Origin of the sequence: Arthrobacter sp. D5-1, from assembly GCF_017357425.1 — a bacterium.
GTDB lineage: Bacteria > Actinomycetota > Actinomycetes > Actinomycetales > Micrococcaceae > Arthrobacter.
Map to the genome: position 1 here is coordinate 4,441,769 of NZ_CP014571.1, position 22,773 is coordinate 4,464,541.

The window sequence follows — 22,773 nt, forward strand, 5'->3', positions numbered from 1 at the left end:
TAGAAGCAGTCCTCCGGACAAGATAACTGGGTTTGTCCTACGCCTGTATTGGCTCGGTGCGGGTATTCCTCCCGATCCCGAACATGAATCCCGGCATCAGGCTGGAGGGCCAGAGGCGAAAGTTGTGCTGTCATCGTCCACCAGGGGTCAGATGAAACCCATCCCCTGCGTGGAAAAGCTTCCGAATCCCAGTACTGGAAAGGACCCAAAGAATGGTTCCATCGGCGGTCCTGTCAGCGACAATCCCCCGAAACGGATGGTGGCCCTGTTTTGTCATGGTCACCGGTGCTCCGATAGCGGCTGATGCCCACACCGCCGGGCTTTGCCTGTCCATGGTGCGTCTCCTCGCTCTCAGAAAGTGTGTTTGGACTTTGCATACAAGCTGATGCTTGCGGTTTGTCCCAGGGCGGCCACGCAAAATGCTGTGCATAGCCGCCCTGGGATTCCTGCGAGATCCGCTAGCGCGTGCCAACAGCCTCGTTCATGGGGATGCGGACGCCGCGTTCGTTGGCGACGTCGATGGCGCGGTCGTAGCCGGCGTCGACGTGGCGGATGACGCCCATACCGGGGTCGTTGGTCAGGAGCCGTTCCAGTTTCTGGGCTGCCAGTTCCGTGCCGTCAGCGACGGAAACCTGGCCAGTGTGGATGGACCGGCCAATACCAACACCACCACCGTGGTGGATGGACACCCAGGTAGCGCCCGAGGATGCAGCGGTCAGTGCGTTCAGCAACGGCCAGTCCGCGACCGCGTCCGAGCCATCCTTCATCGACTCGGTCTCCCGGTAAGGGGACGCCACGGAACCCGAATCCAGGTGGTCACGGCCGATCACGATCGGGGCCTTGACCTTGCCCTCGGCGACGAGCTGGTTGAAGAGCAGACCAGCCTTATGGCGTTCGCCGTACCCAAGCCAGCAAATACGGGCCGGCAGGCCTTCGAATTCAACCCGTTCGGCCGCAGCGTCAATCCACTTGTGGAGGTGCTTGTTCTCCGGGAACAACTCCTTGATGGCCTTGTCCGTCACCGCAATGTCTTCCGGATCGCCCGAGAGCGCGACCCAGCGGAACGGGCCCAGACCCTCGCAGAACAACGGACGAATGTACGCCGGGACGAAGCCAGGGAATTCAAACGCACGGTCATACCCACCCTTGCGGGCCTCGTCACGGATCGAGTTGCCGTAATCAAAGACCTCAGCTCCGGCGTCCTGGAACTCCACCATCGCCTGGACCTGGCGGGCCATCGACGCCTGGGCCTTCTTGGTGAACCCCTCCGGATCAGCCTCAGCCTCGGTGTGCCACTCGGCCACCGTGATGCCCTCCGGCAGGTAGGACAACGGGTCATGAGCGGAGGTCTGGTCCGTGACCACGTCAAACGTGACTTCGCCGGCCTTGTGGCGGCGCAGCAATTCGGGGAAGACTTCAGCGGCGTTGCCCACGTAACCGACGGACCAGCCGCGGCGCTCGTCCTTTGCGGCCTGGACTTTGGCGATCGCAGCATCCAAATCGGTTTCGACCTCGTCCAGGTACCGCTTACCCACACGCCGACGCAGACGGGACTCGTCCACATCAACAATCAAGCACGCACCATCATTGAGCGTCACCGCCAACGGCTGCGCCCCGCCCATGCCACCACAGCCACCAGTCAACGTCAGGGTCCCTGCCAGCGGCCCTTCCGTGGAACCTTCCGCCGCCGGCGCGGGGTGGCGGCCCTCCGCGGCGAGCTTATTCCCGACAGCAGCGAACGTTTCGTACGTGCCCTGCAGGATGCCCTGGGTACCGATGTAAATCCATGACCCAGCAGTCATCTGCCCATACATCATCAAACCCTCAGCCTCGAGCCGGCGGAACTCAGGCCACGTCGCCCAATCCCCCACCAAATTCGAGTTCGCCAACAACACCCGCGGCGCCCACTCATTCGTGCGGAACACACCCACCGGCTTCCCCGACTGCACCAGCAGCGTCTCGTCCTTCTCCATGGTCTCCAGCGTCCGGGTAATCGCATCAAACGCAGCCCAGGAACGCGCCGCACGGCCCGTGCCACCGTAAACCACCAAATCATCAGGACGCTCAGCGACCTCAGGATCCAGATTATTCATCAACATGCGCAGCGGCGCCTCCGTCTGCCAGGACTTAGCAGTCAGCTCCGTACCCCGGGCAGCCTTGACCGGGCGGGCTCCAGTAGTGAAATCGGCAGTCATTCTTTACTCCTCTAAAAGCAACCGGCAAAAGCGAACAGCTGGATTAGCCCAGGTTCTTTGTCTTGAGCCATTCCTTGGCGATTTCGCCGATGTCCTCGAACTTGGCCACACGGCCGTTCATCTTGATGAGATCCTCGGTGGTCAACGCAGCGGAGACCTTATCCAGCGTTTCCTTGATGGTGTCCGTGGACTTCTTCTCGTTGATGACCGGCACGATGTTTTCAGAGAGGAAGAGGTTCTTGTTGTCTTCAAGCGCCACGAGGTTGTTTTCCGCCAGTGCAGGATCGGTGCTGAAGAGGTCGGCTACCTGTACCTGACCGGAAAGGAGAGCGTTCAGCGTGAGCGGACCACCGGCGTCGAGCGCTGAAAATTCCTTGAACTCCAGGTTGTAGACAGACTTAAGGCCGGCAACGCCGTTGAGGCGGGTCTTCCACTCCGGCGGGCCGCCCAAAACGAGTTCCTTGGCAACGGGCTGGAGGTCTTCGATGGTCTTCAGCTTGTACTGTTCGGCGATTTCCGTCTTAACCGTGAGGACATCCTTGTCCTCCGCTTCGGAAGGAGTCAGTACTGTCAGGCCGGCCGGGATCTTGGTGGTCAGTTCCTTGGCGACATCCTCGGATGAAACGGCCTTGGTGGCGGAGTCGAGGTACTGCAGGAGTGCGCCGCCGTATTCCGGCATGAGGTCGATGGAACCGTCCTTCAGTGCGGGGATGGTCACCTCGCGGCTGCCGATGCTCGGCTTCTCGGTGACCTCGACGCCTTTGGCCTTAAGTGCTTCGGCGTAGATCTTGGCGATCAGCTGGCTTTCCGGGAAGTCCGCGGAACCGACGATAATGCTGTCTCCCGAAGCACCCGCTGCGGCGGTGTTTGACGAGCTCATGGGGTCCCCGCCGCCACAGGCGCTCAGGGTGATGGCAGCAACGGCTGCCAGGGTGAATCCGGTGAGGTACTTCTTCATGTCAACTCTCCTGAGATGGGTGCTGCAAGGCATGCAGCGGCCAGATGGGGGTGGGGTGGAGGTGAATCCGCGCGGAACCACGCGCGCGGGTGTTGATTAGACCGTGACGGGGGTCTTCACGGGTTCGGCCACAGCGGCCGACTTAATGGTGCGCCGGGTCAATCCGGGTGAGACAACGCGGCGGGTGATGAAAGCGAGAAGCTGGTCGAAAAACAATGCCAGCAGGGCGACAAGGACGGCCCCGGCCACCATTTGGCCGTAATCGTTCTGGGCCTTGCCGTCGATCAGGAGGCGACCCAGGCCGCCAAGTGAAATGTACGCGGCGATGGTTGCCGTTGAGATGATCTGCAACAGCGCGCTGCGGACACCGGACAAAACCAGCGGAAGGGAACACGGCAACTGGACATCCGTCAGGATTTTCATGGTGCGGAAGCCCATGCCCTTTGCGGCGTCGACGGCGGCAGCATCCACTGCGCGGACGCCGGCATAGGTGTTGGTCAGGATTGGCGGAACTGCCAGCAATACCAGCACGATGAGGCTGGGAAGGACGTAGCCCATGCGGGAAGGGAAGGCGGGCGAAATGAGCAGGACCAACAGGATCAGCAGACCAACACTTGGAAGTGCCCGGAGGGCGTTGGCAAGGCCGGCGATCATGAACACACCCTTGCCGGTCACTCCAATGTAGATACCCAAGGGCACCGCGATGATGGCCGCAATGGCCAAGGCAATAAGCGAGTACAGGAGATGCTCAGCGATCAACGTTGGGATGCCGTCTGCGCCGCTCCAGTGCGCGGGGTCGAACAAGTAGTTCACGATGCCACCACCTTGGGGGTCCACGGTGTCAGCCACCGGTTGATGAGGATGATCAGTCCGTCCAGGATCATGGCCAGGACCACGCACAGCACGATGCCGGCGATGATCGGGGTGTAGAAACGGAGCTGGAAGCCCTGCGTGAAGAGCGAACCAAGCTGCGGAATGCCCAGCAGCGCAGCCACGGAGACGAGACTGACGTTGGAGACGGCGGCGACACGCAATCCTGCGCAAATCACCGGGACACCGACGGGAAGTTCAACCTTCAGGAGGCTTTGATAGCCCCGGTAGCCCATGGCTTTGGCTGCCTGGACGGTGTCTTCAGGAACGGAATCCAAGGCATCGGCGACTACGCGAACCAGCAGTGCCACAGTGTAGATGGTCAGTGCAGCCACAATGTTGAGCGGGTCCAGGATTTTGGTACCCAGGACCAGCGGGAGCAGTACAAACAGCGCAAGGGAAGGAACGGTGTACAGCAGACCGGCGACACCCACCAAGAGTGGGTAGATACGCCGGCTTCGGTGCGCCCACCAGCCAAGGGGCAGCGCGATGAGAAGCCCCAGGATCAGCGGGGTGACGGCCAGCAGGACATGCCAGCCGAGCAGGAAAACGATGTTGTCGAACTGGCGGCCCAGCCATTCGAAGTTCATCAGATCGTCTCCAGGTGGGGCTCGGCCTCGATGGCTTTGACCACGTCTGTTGCAGAAACGGTCCCAACCAGTTCGCCATGCTCGTTGACAACCACACCGCGGCGGCTCGGGGAGGAAAGGGCAGCATCCAGCAGCTGGCGCATTGTGCCCGATGCTGCTGCCGGGATCCCGCTGAGATTCAGGTTCTCCCGCTTCACCTCACCGTTGAGAAGCTGCTGCTGAGCCCAACCTAGAGGCTTCCGGTCGCCGTCGACTACCAACACCCAAGCACCCAGCGCCTTGGCGCGGGCTTCATCCGCGGAAGCACCGAGCTGAACTACAGCTTCCTCGCCAATGGTCACCGTGCCTGCTGTTTTCGTAAATCCGAGCGATCGGTAGCCACGGTCACGGCCTACGAAGTCGGCCACGAACTCGTCAGCGGGGGCGGTCAGCAGTTCGGAGGGGGACGCCATTTGCGCCAGCTTGCCGCCCACGCGCATGACGGCAACCTGATCCCCGAGCTTGAGGGCCTCGTCGATGTCGTGGGTGACCATGATGATGGTCTTGCCGATCTCGCGCTGCAGGCGAAGGAACTCCTCCTGGAGCTGGGCGCGGACTACAGGGTCAACTGCGCTGAAGGGCTCATCCATCAGCATGAACGCAGGGTCCGAGGCGAGCGCCCGGGCAACACCAACGCGCTGCTGCTGTCCGCCGGAGAGCTGCCAGGGATAACGCTTGGCGAAGCTGGCGGGCAATCCAACGCGCTCCATCAATTCGAGCGCCTTGGTGCGGGCCTTTTGGCGGCTTTCCCCTAGAAGGAGCGGCATGGTGGACACATTGTCAACGATGGTCTTGTGCGGGAAGAGTCCGGCGTGCTGGATGACGTAACCGATCCTGCGGCGGAGCAACGCTGCGTCCATGCCGGAAGTCGGCTGATCATCGAGGTAGATGGTGCCGCTGGTGGGTTCGATGAGGCGGTTGATCATCCTCAGGGAAGTGGTCTTGCCGCATCCGGAAGGACCAACAAGAATGGTCAACTTTCCGGTGGGAGCCTCCAGGTTGAGGCCGTCGACTGCCACCGTACCGTCAGGGTACGCCTTGGTGACATTTTCAAATTTGATCATTTCTTTTCCATGCTTTCCTGGGGCACTTCATGGTTTCCGTCGGGTTCCACGAGGATGTTGTCGGCAACCTTCACCAGTTCCTCGCCAAATGTCTGCGCCTTCGCCTCGTCCAAGCGGTAGCTAGGCACCACGATGCTGAGGGCTGCCACTGTTCGGCCGCCGATCACAATGGGTGCGGCGACGGCCGTGATGTCGTCTTCAACGCCGCTCCGCACAATCGCGTAGCCGCGGCCGTTCTGCCCGCCGGTCAGCACCTTGCCGGCGGCGGAGCCCTCCAGCGGGATGCTCCTGCCGACCCAGCTGGTGTGCCGGACAGAGCGGGTACCTTCTACGATGGCGATGTAGATTCCGGTGTCCCCAGCACCGGGAATGCTCAAGTAGCAGGATTCGCCCGTTTCAGCCACAAGCCGCTTCATGTGCGGCGTGCAGAGCGACACCAGGGACTCCTGCCCCAAAGCCAGCGCTCCCAACTGAATGACACTTGCTCCCGGGCGGAAATTGCCCCCGGGATCCCGCGTCACGAATCCGCTGCCTTCGAGGGTTCGGAGGAGGCGGAGCGCGGTACTGGCTGACAGATCAACCACTCGCGCTGCGTCACTCAGGCTGATGGAGCCGTCAGTGCAGACTGCACTGAGGAGGGCCAATGCCCTCTCGACTGTTCGGGTGGAAGAATCCGCTGCCACTGCCTGACCTGCTTTCAAGTGGTCTACATCACCATGTCTTGCCACTTAGTAAAAATCAATTTTCATCAAATGGCAAGAGTTTTTTGAAAAATGAGAGACAGGGCCGGTTACATTACGCCGAATGCCCCGCAGGAGGGCGGGGCATGTTTCCGCGGTGTAAATACTCGCGCGAACCCTTGCCATGGGTTGGCATCTGGTTTTTACTTGGTGGCAGTCTTCAATCGGAGGAAAACGTGGAAACCGTCAATCAACTCTTGTCCTCAATCCAGGATGTGGGCCGCGACGCGGTGCGCGGAGGATACTCAAGGGCCGTCTTCACGACGCCTGAACTGGACCTCAGGCAGTGGTTCGTCGAACAAGCACAACACCGCGGCCTCGACGTCGAGACGGACCGCAACGGGATACTGTGGGCCTGGTGGGGCCAACCCCAAGAGGGCGCACTTGTCACTGGAAGCCACCTCGATTCAGTACCCGGCGGCGGAGCATTCGACGGACCTCTCGGCGTCGCCTCAGCATTGGCCGCCGTCGATATCCTCAAATCCCGGGGGTTCCAGCCCCCAAGGTCGCTGGCGGTCACCGTTTTTCCTGAAGAAGAAGGATCACGCTTTGGCGTTGCCTGCCTGGGATCGCGACTCCTCACGGGTGCGATAGACACTGACAAGGCCCTGAACCTGCGGGACGTCAACGGTGACACCTTTGCCGACGTCGCCAGCGCCAACGGCTTGGATCCCCGTCACATGGGCCCGGATCCGGACGCCATGGCGCGCATCGGCGACTTCGTCGAACTCCACGTCGAACAAGGAAAGGGGCTGGGGCAGGAGGGCCCCGCCATCGCTGTAGGGAGTTCCATCCTGGGGCACGGTCGCTGGAAAATCAGTGTCAGCGGTCAAGGAAACCATGCCGGCACCACGCTTATGACGGACCGCGCCGACCCGATGGTCGCGGCCGCGCAGATCGTCCTCGCCATTCGCGAAACGGCAGCCAGGCAGCCGGACGCCCGAGCCACCGTAGGCCGCTTGACGCCGGTTCCAGGCGGAACCAACGTCATCGCTTCGCGCGTGGATCTTTGGCTGGACGCCCGTCATCCCGACGACGCCGTGACTGCTCAACTCATCGAGGGAATCTACCGTGCAGCCCAGGATGTCGCAGCCGCGGAAGGTTGCACCGTAACGCTGACGGAAGAGTCGTACAGCGACACTGTGCACTTTGATGCCGGCCTAAGCCGTCGCATCACCGAGTTACTGCCAGGCGCACCCGTCCTGGCAACCGGCGCGGGGCACGACGCAGGTGTGCTGGCCGGCTACGTTCCCTCCGCCATGGTTTTTGTCCGCAATCCCAGCGGCATTTCGCATTCACCGGAGGAATACGTGGCCGATGAGGACGCCTCAGCCGGCGCCGTCGCGCTCGCTGATGTTTTGGAGGGACTCCTGTGAACGCCTTCTGGTGCGAGACCGCCATCACCACAAGCGACGACGGCAACAGCGACGGCGGCCGTAGACTTCCAGAGGTTGCCACCGGCGTACGTGTCGAAACCAGCAATGGCCGCATCTCTGCCATCCACACCGGCGTTGAGCCCCTGCCCGGTGACACAACTCTGGCGGGCGTCGCCTTTCCCGCAGCAGCCAATGCGCATTCCCACGCCTTCCACAGGATCCTTCGCGGAAGAACCCATGATGGACATGGAGATTTCTGGGTGTGGCGGGAGCAAATGTACCGGAGCGCGTCCGAGCTGACTCCGGAGAAGTACCAGAAGCTTGCCACTGCCGTCTTCGCCGAAATGGTGGTCAGCGGATTCAGCAGCGTGGCCGAATTCCACTACGTTCATCACCAACCCGGAGGCACGCCCTATGCGGAGCCTCATGCCATGGAGCTGGCCCTTGCCCGGGCGGCCGCGTCTGCCGGGATCCGCCTGACCCTTCTGGACACGCTGTATCTGACGGGCGGAATTGGCACCCCCCTGAGTCCCGACCAAGCTAGGTTCGGGGACGCGGATGCACAGGCCTGGCTGGACCGGCTGGCTTCCCTTCGGACTGCGATGGCAGAGGAGTTTCCGCCCGAAGTGGTGGGCGTCGGCGCTGCCCTGCATTCCGTCCGGGCGGTGCCGGAAGAGACCCTGAGGATCGTTGCCAAGCATCTGCCCAGGGACATTCCGCTTCACATCCACCTGAGCGAACAACCCGCTGAAAATGACGCATGCATGGCGGCCTATGGCACCACTCCGACCGGACTCTTGGAACGCCACGGCCTCTTGTCTTCCAGACTTTCAGCTGTCCATTCCACCCACTTGACCCAGGAAGACATAGCGTTGCTCGGCGGAGCATCCACCACCGTGGTGATGTGTCCGAGCACGGAAGCCGATCTCGCAGATGGGATCGGCCCTGCCCGGGAACTCTGCGACGCCGGAGCCACCATCGCCCTGGGCACTGATCAGCATGCAGTGATCGACCCCTGGATTGAAATGCGCACCTTGGAACATGGGGAACGGCTGGGCAGCGGGCAGCGCGGAAGGTTTTCGCCCGGGGAACTGCTGGGCGCGGCCACTGAAGGAGCCACTCGTTCCATGGCCACCCCCGTAGCCCCGCAGGCCCTTCAAGTGGGTGGGGTCTGCGACATCATGATCATCAACCCCGCCTCCACCCGGACCGCGGGATCCCGGCCCATGCAACTGGCTTTCAGTGCGACGGCGAGTGATGTCACGCAGGTAGTCATCGGTGGCGAACTGATCGCCTCGACCGGGGTGCACGCACGCCTTGGGGCTCCAGGGGCCCTCCTGACTGAAGCACTTAAGGAGTTCTCCTAACGCCGCCGGTACGTCCGGAAGGTGGCGACGGCGGGGCGTCATTTAGCCCCATAAGGGGACGGCCCGTCGTCGCGCATTGCGTTCAAGTAGTTCCGCCAATAGCGCCCTTTTTCGGACCAAAGGGCACTCGGAGGAGCCGCCCAGCAAACACACAGCCACCAAACAGACGCACATACGTTAATTATCTGAATGCATGTCACGTCGGTCACTTGACTGGAACTGGAGCGATATGACGTGCCACACTGTGTAGCGCGAGTGCACCGGCGTCCCCGTCGGAACAGCCGACGACGTCCCGCACCTCGCTCCCACAACACCATTCCCCAAGGGAGACCCATGTCCAGTTCCAGCACCGAAGGCGCGCCCCCCGTTTCGCGGAAAGTGATCGGCCTGGCCGTCGCCGGCGCGGTGGGCGGTTTCCTCTTCGGCTTCGATTCCTCCGTGGTCAACGGCGCCGTGGACGCGATGGCGGACGAGTTCGTCATGAGCGAGGCACTAACCGGCTTCGCCGTTGCTGTTGCGTTGCTGGGGTGCGCCGCCGGCGCCTATTTTGCCGGCAAGATCGCCGACCGCTACGGACGCATCCCGGCTATGAAGATCGGCGCCCTGCTCTTCCTGGTGAGCGCCGTCGGCACGGGCCTCGCCTTCAGCGTATGGGACCTGATTTTCTGGCGGCTCGTCGGCGGTCTGGGCATCGGCCTTGCCTCGGTCATTGCTCCCGCCTACATCTCCGAGATTTCGCCCCGCCACGTGCGCGGGCGTCTGGCTTCGCTCCAGCAGCTCGCCATCACCACAGGCATCTTCGCTGCGCTGCTCTCTGACGCAGTTCTTGCCAACTCGGCAGGCGGCGCCGGCGGCACACTGTGGCTTGGTATCGAGGCGTGGCGTTGGATGTTTATCGCCTGTGCCCTTCCGGCGGCCGTCTACGGCTGGATCGCTTACCGTTTGCCCGAGTCCCCTCACTTCCTGGTGCTCAACGGCAAGGAAGACCAGGCCCGTACCATCTTCAACAATCTGATCCCCGGCGACGACATCGAGCGGCACATCCGCGAGATCCGCGAATCCATCCAGCAGGAAAAGCTGTCCACCAAGAAGGGCTCCCTGCGCGGCAACAGGTTCGGCCTGCTTCCAGTCGTGTGGATCGGCATCATCCTATCCGTGCTGCAGCAGTTCGTCGGCATCAACGTCATCTTCTACTACTCCACTACGCTGTGGAAGGCTGTCGGGTTCCAGGAAAAGGACTCCCTCACGATCTCCGTCGCCACATCCGTGACCAACATCCTGGTGACCCTCGTGGCTATCGCTTTAGTGGACCGCATTGGACGACGACCCATCCTGCTCACCGGCTCCATCGGCATGGCTGCTTCCTTGGGCGTCATGGCGCTGGCCTTCTCTTCGGCAACCGGTTCCGGCTCGGAGATTACTCTTCCCGGCGCTTGGGGCCCTGTTGCCCTGGTTGCCGCCAACGTGTTCGTGATCAGCTTCGGCGCCTCGTGGGGTCCGCTCGTGTGGGTGCTGTTGGGTGAGATCTTCCCATCCCGCATCCGCGCCCGCGCACTCGGCCTTGCTGCCGCCGCTCAGTGGATCGCGAACTTCGCCATTACGCTCAGCTTCCCCATCATGGCAGCAGGTTCACTCCCCCTGACGTACGCCATGTACGCTGCGTTCGCTGCGGCGTCGTTCTTCTTTGTAATGTTCAAGGTCCCTGAGACGAACGGCATGTCGCTGGAGCAGGCCGAAACGTTGTTCGTTCCCAAAGGCGCGCCAGTGGCGCCGTTGCCTGTCGCTTCCGACGAACCCAAATAGACGCACAAAAGGCCCGGCGGATTGATTCCGCCGGGCCTTTCCGTGTCTGGGATTTTCGTTGAGGCGCAGGCCACTACACGAGGTGTGGCTCGTGCGATGTCAGGTACCCGCGACCACTGACGGAGATGACGATCGCGATCACCATGGCCAGCGCGCCGGCAAAGAACGGAACCTGCGGTCCGAAGTGCTCACCGAGCTGCGCAGCCGCGAAGGGAGCCAGTGCACCGCCCATCCAGCGCACAAAGTTGTAGCCCGCGGAAGCAACCGGACGTGGCGAATCAGAAACGCCCATGGCCAGTTCCGTGTAGACCGTATTGTTGATGCCCAGCAGGGCACCCGCCACGATGACAAGCACGACGACGGTTGTCACCGACTGCCCCGCAGCAAGTCCCAGCCCGATCAGGTCAAGCATGAGGACAGCCAGCGTGCCGGTCAGGACCTTCACGGCGCCAAAGCGCTTCTGCAGAACGGGAGCAACGAATACCGAGAATACGGCGACTGCGACACCCCATCCGAAGAACACTCCCCCAATTCCGTAAGCGTCCATGCCCAGGATGAAGGGTGTGAAGGCAAGAATGGTGAAGAACCCGTAGTTGTAGAAGAGCGCACTGGCTGCTGTGGTGCGGAGTCCTTTGTGGCCCAATGCCAGGAGCGGGTCACGCAAGCGGGACTTCTTTGCCGGGGCGGGCGTCTTTGGCAGGAGGGCCAGAAGTGCCACGAGGGCTGCCGCCATGAGGACCGCGGTACCAAAGAACGGGGCGCGCCACTGCCACCCGCCCAGGAGCGCGCCCAACAGTGGGCCGAGCGAGATACCCAGGCCCAGGGCTGCTTCGTAAAGGATGATGGCCGTACCGGTTCCACCGCTGGCCACACCGACGATCACGGCAAGGGCTGTCGCAACGAACAGGGCATTACCGAGACCCCAGCCGGCACGGAACCCGACCAATTGTTCAACGCTGCCGGAAAAGCCGGACAACGATGCGAACACCACGATGATAGCCAGGCCGATCAGCAGCGTTTTCTTGCCACCGATCCTTGACGACACGAAACCACTGATCAACATGGCGATGGCCGTCACCAGGAAGTAGCTGGTGAACAGCAGCGACACTTCACTGGTGGACGCCTCAAGGTTTTTGGCAATTGCCGGCAGGATGGGGTCCACCAGGCCGATGCCCATGAAGGCAAAAACGGCGGCGAGCGCGGTGGCCCACACGGCCTTTGGCTGCTTGAGGAAGGAGGCTTTTTCAGCCTCCAGCGTGGTTTCGAGGGTTGTTTCGGCGCTTGCTGAAGCGTCAGCCAACTGGCGTGACATTCAATGGCTCCTTGTCGGTGCTGGTTTTCTGGTGGTGCTGGATTTTCTTAGTTCTGGAACGAGCTGTTGAGCTTGGCGATCACGGGCAATGCCGAGGCGAGACGCTCGATTTCCTCACTGCTGAGGTCCTGAAGCAGTTCGGCCACCATGGCGTTGCGCCGCTGATTGGCAGACTCGACGGCGGACGCCCCGGCTTCGGTGATGACCACCTGGACTGCTCGCGAATCGTCCGGATCCTGCTGGCGGGTGACCAGGCCGGTTCGCTCAAGCTTGATGATTTGCTCGGTGGCGCTGGGGACCTTGATGCCCAGGTTCTTGGCGACGTCGCCCACTCGGAGGCCACCGTCGGAGATCATGGACAGCAGGCTGAGCTGCGCGGCGGTAAGGTCGCCTTCAGGATCGAGGCGGCGGAACATGTAGACGCCGAGTCGTAGTGACTCGCGAAATTCCTGTGCGAGATCAAGTAACCGGGGATCAAAAGAACTCATATTTAGGCATCCTAATAGTTAGGTAACCTAAGAGTCAATACAGTGGTCTGCTTGAGCCAAATTCTCCCGCCCAGCCCCGGATTCGAAGTCCGGCAACTTCACTGATCGGCTGTGCCCTGGGAGGGGCGGCGCTGTTGATCGGTAGCTATGCCCTGTTGGCGTGCTGATTTCCAACGTGTGGACGTCGCCAGGCAACTGCTGCGCCGCCCAGCCAGGGTTTTCCTTGGTGTGGTTGCAGGCTTCGCAGAGTCCCGCACTGTTGGTCACGGTGGTAGTGCCACCGGATTGCCAAGGGACGATGTGATCGATATGCCTAATGGGCGCGTCGCAGTAGGGCGTGCGGCAGGTATCGTCCCGGACTTCGATGAAACGCCTCAACCTAGGGGGAAAGAGCCGCGCCTTGGAGTCCATGGTGATGAGCTCCCCTGTGGACGGCACCGTGTAGAGGCGGCGAAGCCAGACAGTGAACTCCGGATCCTTCGTTGGCGGCGGACTATCGCCCGTTGCAGACGGCCACCCCCCACGGGACTCGTCCGACGCGGCTGTTCCGGCGCCAACCAAGGCTCTCGCCCATGCCGCCGGGACGATTCCGTAGCCCTTGAGACGGGCTGGCTCACTGTCCCCCTGCAAAAGCGTGCGGTCCGTCATGATGATCTCGAGGTCGACTCCACTGATTCCGCCGCGCCTGCCGGTAATGCGTTCGACGAGGGTATCTGCCATGACTTGGCCTCTGTTCCGTGATTCACCAGCGGAACGCACAGAATCTGCCTTCCGGGTGAGCGCAGCATAGACGGCAACCCCATGGGCGACCGGAAGCAGGGCGGTCAAATACGTCATGGCATCCGGCGCGGGGCGCAGGCTGACGTTCCGCTCCGTGGCAGCCTGGCTGGCGCGCTGGGCAACAGTTCGGGGATCGCGCCGATAAGCGGCGGCTTTCGCTGCGGCGATGAGGGTTTTGTCGCCGACACCGTCGAAGGTGCCTGCGTCAGGTGCGAGTTCCTCGTCCACGGCGCGCCGATCTTCCAAGGAGAGGCAGGCTGTCTCTTTCACGAGCAAAGTGGCGCGCCATTCATTGAGCTGTCCGGATTCCAACGCAGCCATGGTGCGCGGCATCTCCGTCACCAACGCCTTCGCCAACCCAAGGAGACGTGAGCCCCGGCTTGGTGATTCGCGACGCGCCAACGCTACCTGCGCCCCTGTGCCCTGCCCTTGCTCGGAGATGGGAATGCCGGCCGACGCTTGCTCGCGGCGCTGCGCGAGGTCGAAGGCTACGGCCGCCCTGGCCTGGACACTTGCGATAGCGGACTTCATATCCTCCAAACCACGCAGTTGGTCAATCAGCTCACCGCTGCTCGACCCGAGGCAAAGAGCCTTCAGCAGCCCCGTGAGGGCGGAGACACTGGGCACGGAGCCGTCAGAGCGAAACCCCAACAGCAGGGCATGTGCGTCCGAATCAATCGCTGGCCGCTCACGAATCTTCTCCATGGCCCAACTCTTCCAGCGGGCTACGGGCGCCATAAGGCCGAAATCTCCCTATGTGGAAAACAACCGCATCCCGGGTCCAGCAAACTACCGCAGGCGCGCGTCACCCCTCAGAGCGTCAGCTTCATGCCCTCATGGCTGGCTACAAAGCCGAGCCGCTCGTAGAAACGGTGCGCTGCCGTACGGGATTTGTCGGTGGTGAGCTGCACCAGGGAGCAACCCCGCTCCCGGGCCTGCTCAAGTGCCCACTCGATCATCAGCGCCCCGACACCTTGGCCACGCAGCACGTCCGACACCCGAACCGCCTCGATCTGGGCACGCCAGGAACCCTTACGGGACAAGCCGGGCAGGTAGCTGAGCTGGAACGTGGCCACCACTTCGCCCGCGAGCTCGCCCACCACCAGGAGGTGGGCCGGGTCGGCGTCGATCGCGTCAAAAGCCTTCTGGTAGGGCACTAAATCGGCGGCATCTTCGCGGGTGGCACCCAGCTGGTCATCCGCGAGCAGCGCGAGGATCCGCGGCAGGTCGGCTTTGGTGGCGCGCCGAAGGCTGAAGGTACCAAGCCCGACGTCGGCGGTCATCAACGTGGGCGAGGTACCAGATTCTGCAGTCACCACCCCAGCATGCCATTTAGACCAGAACTCAGTATTGCTAAGTACCGGTACTTAGTTCTACTATGTAGTGGTAGCTAGTAATACTGAGTACTGAAGGAGGTGTCCAATGGGCAAGCAGATGACGGAGATGCTCAAAGGCACACTGGAGGGCATTGTGCTGGCCCTCCTGACCGGAAAGGCAGCGTATGGATACGAGATCACCACGTTGCTCCGGGAGCAGGGCTTCACCGAGATTGCTGAGGGCACCGTGTACGCGCTGCTGGTCAGGATCGAACAAAGGGGGTTGGTGGACGTTGAAAAGCGGCCTTCCGAAAAAGGACCACCCCGCAAGGTGTACACGCTCAACCCCCAGGGCCAAAAAGAACTGAATGAATTCTGGAACACCTGGAGCTTCTTGTCCGAACGGCTTGAACAGCTCCGCAAGGAAGGAAATTAACATGGCAGCAAAATGGATCGAACTGGTCACCGGATCACTCGAACAGAAGAAGCAGTACAAGCAAGCCAAGGCGCGGTTGGATTCCTTGCCCGAGCCCTACCTGACCGTGGCCGCCGCCTTCAACCGGTACTTGATGTACTACGGCGGCGTAACCGAGGGCGACACCATGGTTCAGATGTTCACGGACCTCGCAGACCTTTGGGAACGCGCCGCAATCGACGGCACGCCCGTCAGCGAAATCGTGGGCGAAGACCCCATCGAATTCGCTGAAAGCTTTGCCCAGGCCTACGGCGGAAAGCGCTGGATCGACAAGGAACGCGATCGCCTTAACAAGGCCATCAACACAGCGAAGGAGGCGGAATCATGACCGCTGCAGCAATCAGGGTGGAGGGCATTGAGAAGTCCTACAAGGATCTCCACGTCCTGCGTGGCGTTGACTTCGAGGTGGCGTCGGGCAGCATTTTTGCCCTTCTCGGCTCGAATGGCGCCGGCAAGACCACCATGGTGAAGATCCTCTCCACGCTGCTCACAGCGGATGGCGGGCATGCCGCTGTCGAGGGCTTTGATGTTGCCACCGAGTCGCTCCAGGTGAGGCAGTCCATCAGTCTGACCGGACAGTTCGCCGCAGTGGATGAGGTCCTGTCCGGGAAGGAGAACCTGATCCTGGTGGCGAAGCTGCGCCATCTCAAGGACCCGGCACAGATCGCGGATGAGCTGTTGGCCCAGTTCAGCCTCACCGACGCCGGGGCACGCAAGGTAGCAACCTACTCAGGCGGCATGCGTCGCCGGCTGGACATCGCCATGAGCCTGATCGGCAACCCCAAGGTGATCTTCCTGGACGAGCCGACCACGGGCCTCGATCCGGAGGCGCGGCTTGAGGTGTGGCAGATCGTCAAGAACCTCGCCCATCAGGGGACCACGGTCCTGCTGACGACGCAGTACCTCGATGAGGCCGAGCAACTGGCAGACCGGATCGCCATCCTTCATGAGGGCCGCATCATCGCCAACGGCACGCTGGCCGAGCTGAAGCAACTCCTGCCGCCGGCCAAGATCGAATACGTCGAGAAACAACCGAGCCTGGAGGACATTTTCCTGACCTTGGTTGGCACCGGCACCGGCTCCCAAAAGGCTGGTAACGAGTCAGTAAAGGACAAGTCATGAATACCCATTTCTTCGCAGACACGTCCGTGCTGCTGGGCCGTTCCATGCGGCACATCTTCCGCAGCGTGGACACCATCATCACCACGGCCATCACACCGATCGCGCTCATGCTGCTGTTCGTCTACGTTTTCGGCGGCGCCATCAAGACCGGCACTGAAAACTACGTGAACTACCTACTGCCCGGCATCATGCTGATCGCCATCGCTTCGGGCATCGCCTACACGGCAGTCCGGTTGTTCACGGATATGCAGAGTGGCATCTTTGAGCGGTTCCAGTCCATGCCGATTGCACGCTCCTCGGTTCTGTGGGCACATGTGCTGACGTCCTTGGTAGCCAACGGACTTTCGCTGGTGATCATTGTGCTGGTGGCGCTCCTCATGGGGTTCCGGACGTCAGCCAACATATTTGATTGGCTGGCCATCGCGGGAATTCTGGCGTTGTTCACCCTGGCACTGACATGGATTGCCATTATCGCGGGGCTTTCGGCAAAGTCCGTGGATGGCGCCGGCGGGTTCTCCTACCCGCTGATCTTCCTGCCATTCATCAGCTCGGCCTTCGTCCCGACGGAGACCATGCCGGGCCCGGTCCGCTGGTTCGCAGAGAACCAACCGGTCACCTCCATTGTGAACACCATCCAGGATCTCTTCGCGCAGCGTCCGGTGGGCGGCGACATCTGGGTAGCCCTCGCATGGTGCTTGGGGATCCTGGTTGTCTCCTACGCCTTTGCCACTGCCGCCTACAAGCGCCAGATCGCCTAGTCACCGCAGCATAAGGACCAGCGCCCAACAAAGGCCTAAGCTCCCCCTTCATCAGGGCGGGAGCTTTCGCCATTCAGACCGATTCGCCATTCGTCAGGCATTAGCTATAGCTTTATCGAACAGATTTGTAACGGCCGTCACTATTATGGCGGATCCTTCGAAGGGTTCTTGAACTAATGTCCGACCAGACAACACAGGGGCAGCTCCGCGCCTCCAGCAGGGACAGCGAGCCCCACCTGTCACGCTCGCTCAGCAACCGCCACATCCAACTCCTGGCCATCGGCGGCGCCATCGGAACCGGCCTCTTCATGGGCTCCGGCAAAACCATTTCCGTCGCCGGGCCCTCTGTGATCTTCGTGTATATGATCATCGGCTTCATGCTCTTCTTCGTCATGCGGGCCATGGGACAGTTGCTGCTTTCCAACCTGAACTACAAGTCCTTCAGCGACTTCGCAGGCGACCTCCTTGGCCCCTGGGCCGGCTTCTTCACGGGCTGGACCTACTGGTTCTGCTGGGTAGTCACCGGCGTGGCAGACGTCATCGCGATCGCGGGCTACGCCAACGAACTCTGGCCGGGAATCCAACTCTGGATCCCGGGCATCGCCACCATCATCATCCTGCTCCTCCTGAACCTGCCCACCGTTAAGGCGTTCGGCGAGACCGAATTCTGGTTCGCCCTCATCAAGATCATCGCCATCGTGGCGCTGATCGTTGTGGGCCTGGTGATGATCTTCACTGGTTTCCAGTCCAACGCAGGCACGGCCAGCTTCACCAACCTGTGGAGTCATGGCGGATTCTTCCCCAAGGAATTCATGGGCTTCGTGGCCGGCTTCCAGATTGCCGTGTTCGCGTTCGTGGGCATCGAGCTTGTTGGCACCGCAGCAGCCGAAACCAAGAACCCGGAGCACAACCTGCCCCGCGCCATCAACGCCATCCCCTTGCGCGTGATGCTCTTCTACGTAGGCGCACTCATCATCCTCATGTCCGTCACGCCGTGGACCGAATTCAAGGCAGGCCAGAGCCCGTTCATTGCCATGTTCTCCTTGGCCGGTTTGGGCATGGCAGCCACCGTGGTGAACCTCGTAGTGCTCACCTCGGCCATGTCATCGGCCAACTCGGGCATCTACTCGACGTCCCGCATGGTCTACGGCCTGGCCAACGACGGCGACGCACCCAAGCTCTTCGGCCGCTTGTCCACCCGCAAAGTACCCCAGAACGCACTCTTCCTCTCCTGCGTCCTGCTGCTGGCCGGCGTCGCGCTTCTCTACGCGGGCAAGGACGTTGGCGTGGCGTTCGACATGGTGACCACCGTATCCGCCGTCTGCTTCATGTTCGTCTGGTCCATCATCCTGGCCAGCTACCTCGTGTACCGCAAGCGCCGGCCCGGGCAGCACGCGGCCTCGCCGTTCAAGATGCCCGGCGGCATCCCGATGGTGTGGGTTGTCTTCGCGTTCTTCGCGTTCCTCGTCTGGGCGCTCACCACGCAGCCGGACACACTCACCGCGCTTATGGTGACGCCCATCTGGTTCGCGATCCTCGGTATCGCCTACGCCGTGGTCCGCAAGTCCCCGCTCCACCAGGCCCGCGTGGCCGAATGGAAGGCCATGTCAGAGGCCGAAACCGCGGAAGCGCGCTAACGCTTCAAAAGTAAAGCCCGACGTCGGCACCCACCCTGGGTGCCGACGTCGGGCTTTCTTGATGCAAGCGAGAGAGCGTCCGGCCCCACCACGCGAAAGGTGAGCGAGCGTCAGGCGAAGTACACGCCGATTCGGTTCCCGTCGATTTCCTCAATGCGGATGTCGATGTCGTAAACGTCGTGCAGCATCCCGGCGCGCATGATCTCCGAGGGCGTGCCCTGATGGATGAGCCGGCCGTCCTTCATGGCCAGGATGGTGTCCGAGTAGCAGGACGCGAAGTTGATGTCATGGACCACCAGGACGATCGTCTTTCCGAGCTCGTCGGCCAGCCGGCGCAGCAGCCGCATCATTTCCACGGAGTGCTTCATGTCCAGATTGTTGAGCGGTTCATCGAGCAGCAAGTATTCGGTGTCCTGCGCCAAGACCATTGCGATGTACGCGCGCTGGCGCTGCCCGCCGGACAGCTCATTCACGAACTTGTCAGCCATGGACGTCAGATCCAACTGCCGGATGGCCTCGTCCACGTGCTCAAGATCCTCCACCGTGGGCCGGCCGCCGCTGTGCGGGAAGCGGCCGAAAGCCACGAGGTCGCGGACCGTGAGCCGCATGGTCAGGTGGTTTTCCTGCCGCAGGATGGCCATGGTCTTGGCCAGTTCCTTGCTGGGCGTCGCTGTGACATCCAAGCCAGCCACCGACACTCCCCCGCCGTCCATGGGCTGGAGGCGGCTGATCAGGGAGAGCAGAGTGGACTTGCCCGCACCGTTGGGTCCAATGATGGACGTGATGCCGCCGCGGGGGATCTCGCAGGTGACGTCGTCCAGCACGGTGGTGCCGCCGTAGCGCTTGGTCACGTTCCGGACGGTAATCATGGGCACTTCCCAATCATTTCAGTGAGCCTTTCAGCAACAGGTAAAGGAAGAGGATGCCGCCGGTGAACTCGATGATCACGCTGAGGGCAGTGGCGAACCCGAACACGCGTTCCAGCAGCAACTGGCCACCTACCAAGGCGATGGCGCCAATCAGGACCACCATGGGGAGCAGCCAAGCGTGCCGGAAACCGCGGCAGAGCTGGTAACCGAGGCTGACCACCAGCAGTCCGAAGAACGTCACCGGCCCCACCAGTGCGGTGGAAACCGCCACCAGCAGCGAGCAGGCGAGCAGCACCCGCATCACCACGCGCTTGTGGTCGACGCCCACGTTGATGGCCACTTCCCGGCCCAGCGCCAGCACGTCCAGCGTGTGCCGCATCCGCCACACCCCAACGCACACCAAGGCGATCAGCACCGCAGAAACACCCAGAAGTCCCGGGTCTACGTTGTTGAAACTGGCGAAGAACAGATCCTGCAGGATGATGAATTCACTGGGCTCCATAAGCCGCTGCAGCAGGGAGGAGAAGCCACGGAACAGCGTCCCCAGGACGATGCCCACCAGCAACAGCAAATGCAGTGATCGCGTGGCCCCAGTGAACATCCACCGGTAAAGGAGCACGCTGAACCCCACCATCAGTACGATTTCCAGCCCGAACTTGAGCGTGGACGGAGCCGTGGCCAGCGTCGCAGCACCCGCCACGAACGCCAGCGCCGTCTGCACCAGGATGTACAGCGAATCGAAGCCCATAATGGACGGCGTCAGGATCCGGTTGGCCGTGACGGTCTGGAACAGCAGCGTGGAAACACCCACCGCCGCGGCCACCAAGAGCATTGCCGAAACCTTGATAACCCGCCGCGGCAGGACGTAGGCGATGTTGCCCTTGAGGTCGATGGTCAGGAAAACGGCAACAAGCACGACGGCGGCAATCGCCAACACGGCGATCACCAGTCCCGGCGGGGTGCTTCGGATGGCGTCGCGCCAACGGGTGCGGGCGGACAGGCGGGGTGCGGTCAGGAGTGTTTCAGGCATTGCGTTTCCTCAACAGCAGGAAGAGGAACAGGATGGCGCCCAGGACCGACATGACCATGCCCACCGGCACTTCGTAGGGGAACCGGATGGTCCGGCCGATGATGTCGCAGACCAGCACGAACGCTGCTCCGAACAACGCCGTCCAGGGAACAGCCCGGCGGAGGTTGTCGCCGAAGAGCAGGGACACAATGTTGGGCACTACCAAGCCGAGGAACGGCACGGCACCCACCGTGGTAACCACAACGGCCGAGATCAACGAAACGATCATCAGCCCCAACCGCATGGTGCGCGCGTAGTTCAGACCAAGGTTGGTGGTGAAGTCCTGCCCCATGCCGGCCACGGTGAAGCGGTCGGCAGCAAAGAGGCCCACCAACACCAGGACAGCCACGATCCACAGCAGTTCATACCGCCCGCGGAGCACGCCGGAGAAGTCTCCGATCATCCAGTTACTCAGGGTCTGGAGGAGATCGAAGCGGTAAGCGAAGAATGTGGTGACGGCTGCGATGATGCCACCCAGCATGATGCCTACCAGCGGAATCAGCAGGGTGTTACGGGCAGGAAGGCGCCGCAGGATCGCCAGGAAGAGGGCTGTGCCCAGAACGGCGAACACAGAAGCCACCAGCATCTTGGTGGGAATCGGAGAGTCGGGAGCCAGCACGGTGACCACCAGGATCCCGAGTGTCGCCGACTCCACGGTGCCCACAGTGGACGGCTCAACAAATCGGTTCCGGGCCATGAGCTGCATGATCAACCCGGCAACGGCGACGGCCATGCCGGCCAGGACCACGGCCACGGTGCGCGGCACCCGCGAGACCCAGAAGATTTCCCAGGCACCGGCGTCGTTCGCCAACAGAGCGGGCAGTGAAACATCGCTGACACCCACAAAAATGCTGGCCACGGCGATCACCACCACAACGGCAGCGGCCGCAACCAGGCGGGCAGTTTCGCCAGTCCGGTTGCGGCTTGCTGGCACCGTGGGGCGCACGGCGGTAGTTGTCACGTCAGGATTTCAGGTGGAGCGGTTGTCAGGCGACCGATTCGGCCACTGCGGTGACCATGGCCTGGACGTTGTTCAGGCCGTAGCCCACGATGTACCAGCCTGCGGGATCCAGGTTGATGATCTTGTTGTTCTTGGCGGCGTTGGTGGACTTCACGAGCTCGTTGTCCAGGATGGGGTTGGCGGTGGAGCCTGCGGTGCCGATCGCGGTGTCGCGGTTGATGACGTAGAGGATGTCCGGGTTGGTTTCCTTGATGTATTCGAAGGAGACAGCCTCGCCGTGGGATCCCTCGGACTTGACGTCAGCGGCCGTCGGAACGCCCAGGACATCGTGGATGATGCCGAAGCGTGAGCCCGCGCCGTATGCGGTGACTTCGCCACCGGAGGTCAAAACGATCAGGCCCTTGCCGGCCGAAGCGGCTTTGGTCTTGGTGTCGGCAACGGTCTTGTCCACTTCTGCGAGCTTGGACGCGACCTCGTCTTCCTTCTTGAAGATCTTGCCGAGCTTCTCGGTCTGTGCCTTGAAGCTTTCCATGGGCTTGGCCGCATCAACGGAGAGGTCGATGGTGGGGGCGATCTTGCTCAGTTCCCCATAGGCGCCGGCAGTCCGGCCGGAGACGATGATGAGGTCCGGGGCTGCGGAGCTGACGGCTTCGAAGTCGGGTTCCTTAAGCGAACCCACCTTGGCGTACTTGGCCTCGGAGAACTTCTTGAGTGCCTCCGGGTAGCTGGCCTCGGGAACTCCGGTGGGCTCGACGCCGAGCGCGTTCATGGTGTCCAGGACGCCGAGATCGAAGGTGACAACCTTGGCCGGATTCACGGGAACGTTGGTGGTTGAACCCTGGGCGTGCTCGATGGTGATGGTGCTGGCCTCCTCGGGTTGCGAAGACGCCGTTGCCCCGCCGCCACAGGCCGTAACGGCCAGCAAAGCAGCGCCTGCAGCCAATGCCCCAATGTAGCTCGACAGCCTCTTTTTCACGCCAGTAC

General features: G+C 62.0%; 22 protein-coding genes. 8 read left to right on the plus strand and 14 right to left on the minus strand.

Annotation, left to right across the window (positions count from 1 at the left end; genetic code table 11):
* Positions 1-458 precede the first annotated feature (458 nt).
* From AYX22_RS20455 to AYX22_RS20480, 6 genes are all read right to left on the minus strand, one after another.
* Positions 459-2,195 (minus strand): urocanate hydratase, encoded by a 1,737-nt coding sequence (locus tag AYX22_RS20455; RefSeq protein WP_207595303.1) that lies wholly within the window; start codon positions 2,193-2,195, stop codon positions 459-461.
* Positions 2,196-2,238: 43 nt separating this feature from the next.
* Positions 2,239-3,153, minus strand: coding sequence for an ABC transporter substrate-binding protein (locus tag AYX22_RS20460; RefSeq protein ID WP_207595304.1), 915 nt, complete (start codon positions 3,151-3,153; stop codon positions 2,239-2,241).
* A 96-nt stretch (positions 3,154-3,249) separates the two neighbouring features.
* On the minus strand, positions 3,250-4,002 hold the full coding sequence (locus AYX22_RS20465; RefSeq protein WP_017198652.1) for an ABC transporter permease subunit: 753 nt from the start codon (positions 4,000-4,002) through the stop codon (positions 3,250-3,252).
* Positions 3,963-4,613: an ABC transporter permease gene (locus tag AYX22_RS20470; RefSeq protein ID WP_014923069.1), complete on the minus strand. Its 651-nt coding sequence runs from the start codon at positions 4,611-4,613 to the stop codon at positions 3,963-3,965. The genes AYX22_RS20465 and AYX22_RS20470 overlap by 40 nt, the downstream gene beginning before the upstream one ends.
* Complete coding sequence (locus AYX22_RS20475) at positions 4,613-5,716, minus strand: ATP-binding cassette domain-containing protein (protein WP_207595305.1); 1,104 nt, start codon at positions 5,714-5,716, stop codon at positions 4,613-4,615. Before AYX22_RS20475 ends, AYX22_RS20470 begins: the two co-directional genes overlap by 1 nt.
* On the minus strand, positions 5,713-6,399 hold the full coding sequence (locus AYX22_RS20480) for an IclR family transcriptional regulator (protein WP_347565721.1): 687 nt from the start codon (positions 6,397-6,399) through the stop codon (positions 5,713-5,715). Before AYX22_RS20480 ends, AYX22_RS20475 begins: the two co-directional genes overlap by 4 nt.
* 233 nt (positions 6,400-6,632) lie before the next feature.
* On the opposite strand from AYX22_RS20480, the gene AYX22_RS20485 reads away from it, so the two are divergent.
* The 3 genes from AYX22_RS20485 (at position 6,633) to AYX22_RS20495 (ending at position 11,002) form a co-directional block, all read left to right on the plus strand.
* Positions 6,633-7,832, plus strand: a complete 1,200-nt coding sequence (locus tag AYX22_RS20485) for an allantoate amidohydrolase (RefSeq protein ID WP_207595307.1) — start codon at positions 6,633-6,635, stop codon at positions 7,830-7,832.
* The gene (locus AYX22_RS20490) at positions 7,829-9,199 is read left to right on the plus strand and encodes a formimidoylglutamate deiminase (RefSeq protein WP_207595308.1); all 1,371 of its coding nucleotides are present in this window, start codon (positions 7,829-7,831) and stop codon (positions 9,197-9,199) included. The genes AYX22_RS20485 and AYX22_RS20490 overlap by 4 nt, the downstream gene beginning before the upstream one ends.
* 333 nt (positions 9,200-9,532) lie before the next feature.
* Positions 9,533-11,002: a sugar porter family MFS transporter gene (locus AYX22_RS20495; protein WP_207595309.1), complete on the plus strand. Its 1,470-nt coding sequence runs from the start codon at positions 9,533-9,535 to the stop codon at positions 11,000-11,002.
* A gap of 73 nt (positions 11,003-11,075) precedes the next feature.
* Here AYX22_RS20495 and AYX22_RS20500 read toward each other — a convergent pair whose 3' ends face one another.
* From AYX22_RS20500 to AYX22_RS20515, 4 genes are all read right to left on the minus strand, one after another.
* On the minus strand, positions 11,076-12,314 hold the full coding sequence (locus AYX22_RS20500) for an MFS transporter (protein WP_207595310.1): 1,239 nt from the start codon (positions 12,312-12,314) through the stop codon (positions 11,076-11,078).
* A 47-nt stretch (positions 12,315-12,361) separates the two neighbouring features.
* Positions 12,362-12,802: a MarR family transcriptional regulator gene (locus AYX22_RS20505; protein ID WP_207595311.1), complete on the minus strand. Its 441-nt coding sequence runs from the start codon at positions 12,800-12,802 to the stop codon at positions 12,362-12,364.
* A gap of 27 nt (positions 12,803-12,829) precedes the next feature.
* Positions 12,830-14,287: an HNH endonuclease signature motif containing protein gene (locus AYX22_RS20510; RefSeq protein WP_207595312.1), complete on the minus strand. Its 1,458-nt coding sequence runs from the start codon at positions 14,285-14,287 to the stop codon at positions 12,830-12,832.
* A 107-nt stretch (positions 14,288-14,394) separates the two neighbouring features.
* Positions 14,395-14,865: a GNAT family N-acetyltransferase gene (locus AYX22_RS20515; RefSeq protein ID WP_207597671.1), complete on the minus strand. Its 471-nt coding sequence runs from the start codon at positions 14,863-14,865 to the stop codon at positions 14,395-14,397.
* Between the two features lie 139 nt (positions 14,866-15,004).
* On the opposite strand from AYX22_RS20515, the gene AYX22_RS20520 reads away from it, so the two are divergent.
* The 5 genes from AYX22_RS20520 (at position 15,005) to cycA (ending at position 18,890) form a co-directional block, all read left to right on the plus strand.
* Positions 15,005-15,334 (plus strand): PadR family transcriptional regulator, encoded by a 330-nt coding sequence (locus tag AYX22_RS20520; RefSeq protein ID WP_207595313.1) that lies wholly within the window; start codon positions 15,005-15,007, stop codon positions 15,332-15,334.
* 1 nt (position 15,335) lies between these two features.
* Complete coding sequence (locus tag AYX22_RS20525) at positions 15,336-15,701, plus strand: DUF1048 domain-containing protein (RefSeq protein ID WP_207595314.1); 366 nt, start codon at positions 15,336-15,338, stop codon at positions 15,699-15,701.
* Positions 15,698-16,495 (plus strand): ATP-binding cassette domain-containing protein, encoded by a 798-nt coding sequence (locus AYX22_RS20530; RefSeq protein ID WP_207595315.1) that lies wholly within the window; start codon positions 15,698-15,700, stop codon positions 16,493-16,495. Before AYX22_RS20525 ends, AYX22_RS20530 begins: the two co-directional genes overlap by 4 nt.
* The gene (locus tag AYX22_RS20535) at positions 16,492-17,253 is read left to right on the plus strand and encodes an ABC transporter permease (RefSeq protein WP_207595316.1); all 762 of its coding nucleotides are present in this window, start codon (positions 16,492-16,494) and stop codon (positions 17,251-17,253) included. The genes AYX22_RS20530 and AYX22_RS20535 overlap by 4 nt, the downstream gene beginning before the upstream one ends.
* A gap of 176 nt (positions 17,254-17,429) precedes the next feature.
* Positions 17,430-18,890: a D-serine/D-alanine/glycine transporter gene (cycA, locus tag AYX22_RS20540; RefSeq protein ID WP_207595317.1), complete on the plus strand. Its 1,461-nt coding sequence runs from the start codon at positions 17,430-17,432 to the stop codon at positions 18,888-18,890.
* 110 nt (positions 18,891-19,000) lie between these two features.
* Here the strand turns inward: cycA and AYX22_RS20545 are convergent, their stop codons facing one another.
* Genes AYX22_RS20545 through AYX22_RS20560 form a run of 4 tightly spaced genes read right to left on the minus strand, consistent with a single transcriptional unit; the run spans position 19,001 to position 22,765 of the window.
* Positions 19,001-19,759 (minus strand): ABC transporter ATP-binding protein, encoded by a 759-nt coding sequence (locus AYX22_RS20545; RefSeq protein WP_207595318.1) that lies wholly within the window; start codon positions 19,757-19,759, stop codon positions 19,001-19,003.
* A gap of 13 nt (positions 19,760-19,772) precedes the next feature.
* Entirely contained in the window at positions 19,773-20,789 is a 1,017-nt protein-coding gene (locus AYX22_RS20550; protein ID WP_242703430.1) for an iron chelate uptake ABC transporter family permease subunit, read from the minus strand.
* A complete protein-coding gene (locus tag AYX22_RS20555; protein ID WP_207595319.1) occupies positions 20,782-21,789 on the minus strand; it encodes an ABC transporter permease in 1,008 nt (335 codons plus the stop codon). The genes AYX22_RS20550 and AYX22_RS20555 overlap by 8 nt, the downstream gene beginning before the upstream one ends.
* Before the next feature lie 25 nt (positions 21,790-21,814).
* A complete protein-coding gene (locus tag AYX22_RS20560) occupies positions 21,815-22,765 on the minus strand; it encodes a siderophore ABC transporter substrate-binding protein (protein ID WP_207595320.1) in 951 nt (316 codons plus the stop codon).
* Positions 22,766-22,773: the final 8 nt, after the last annotated feature.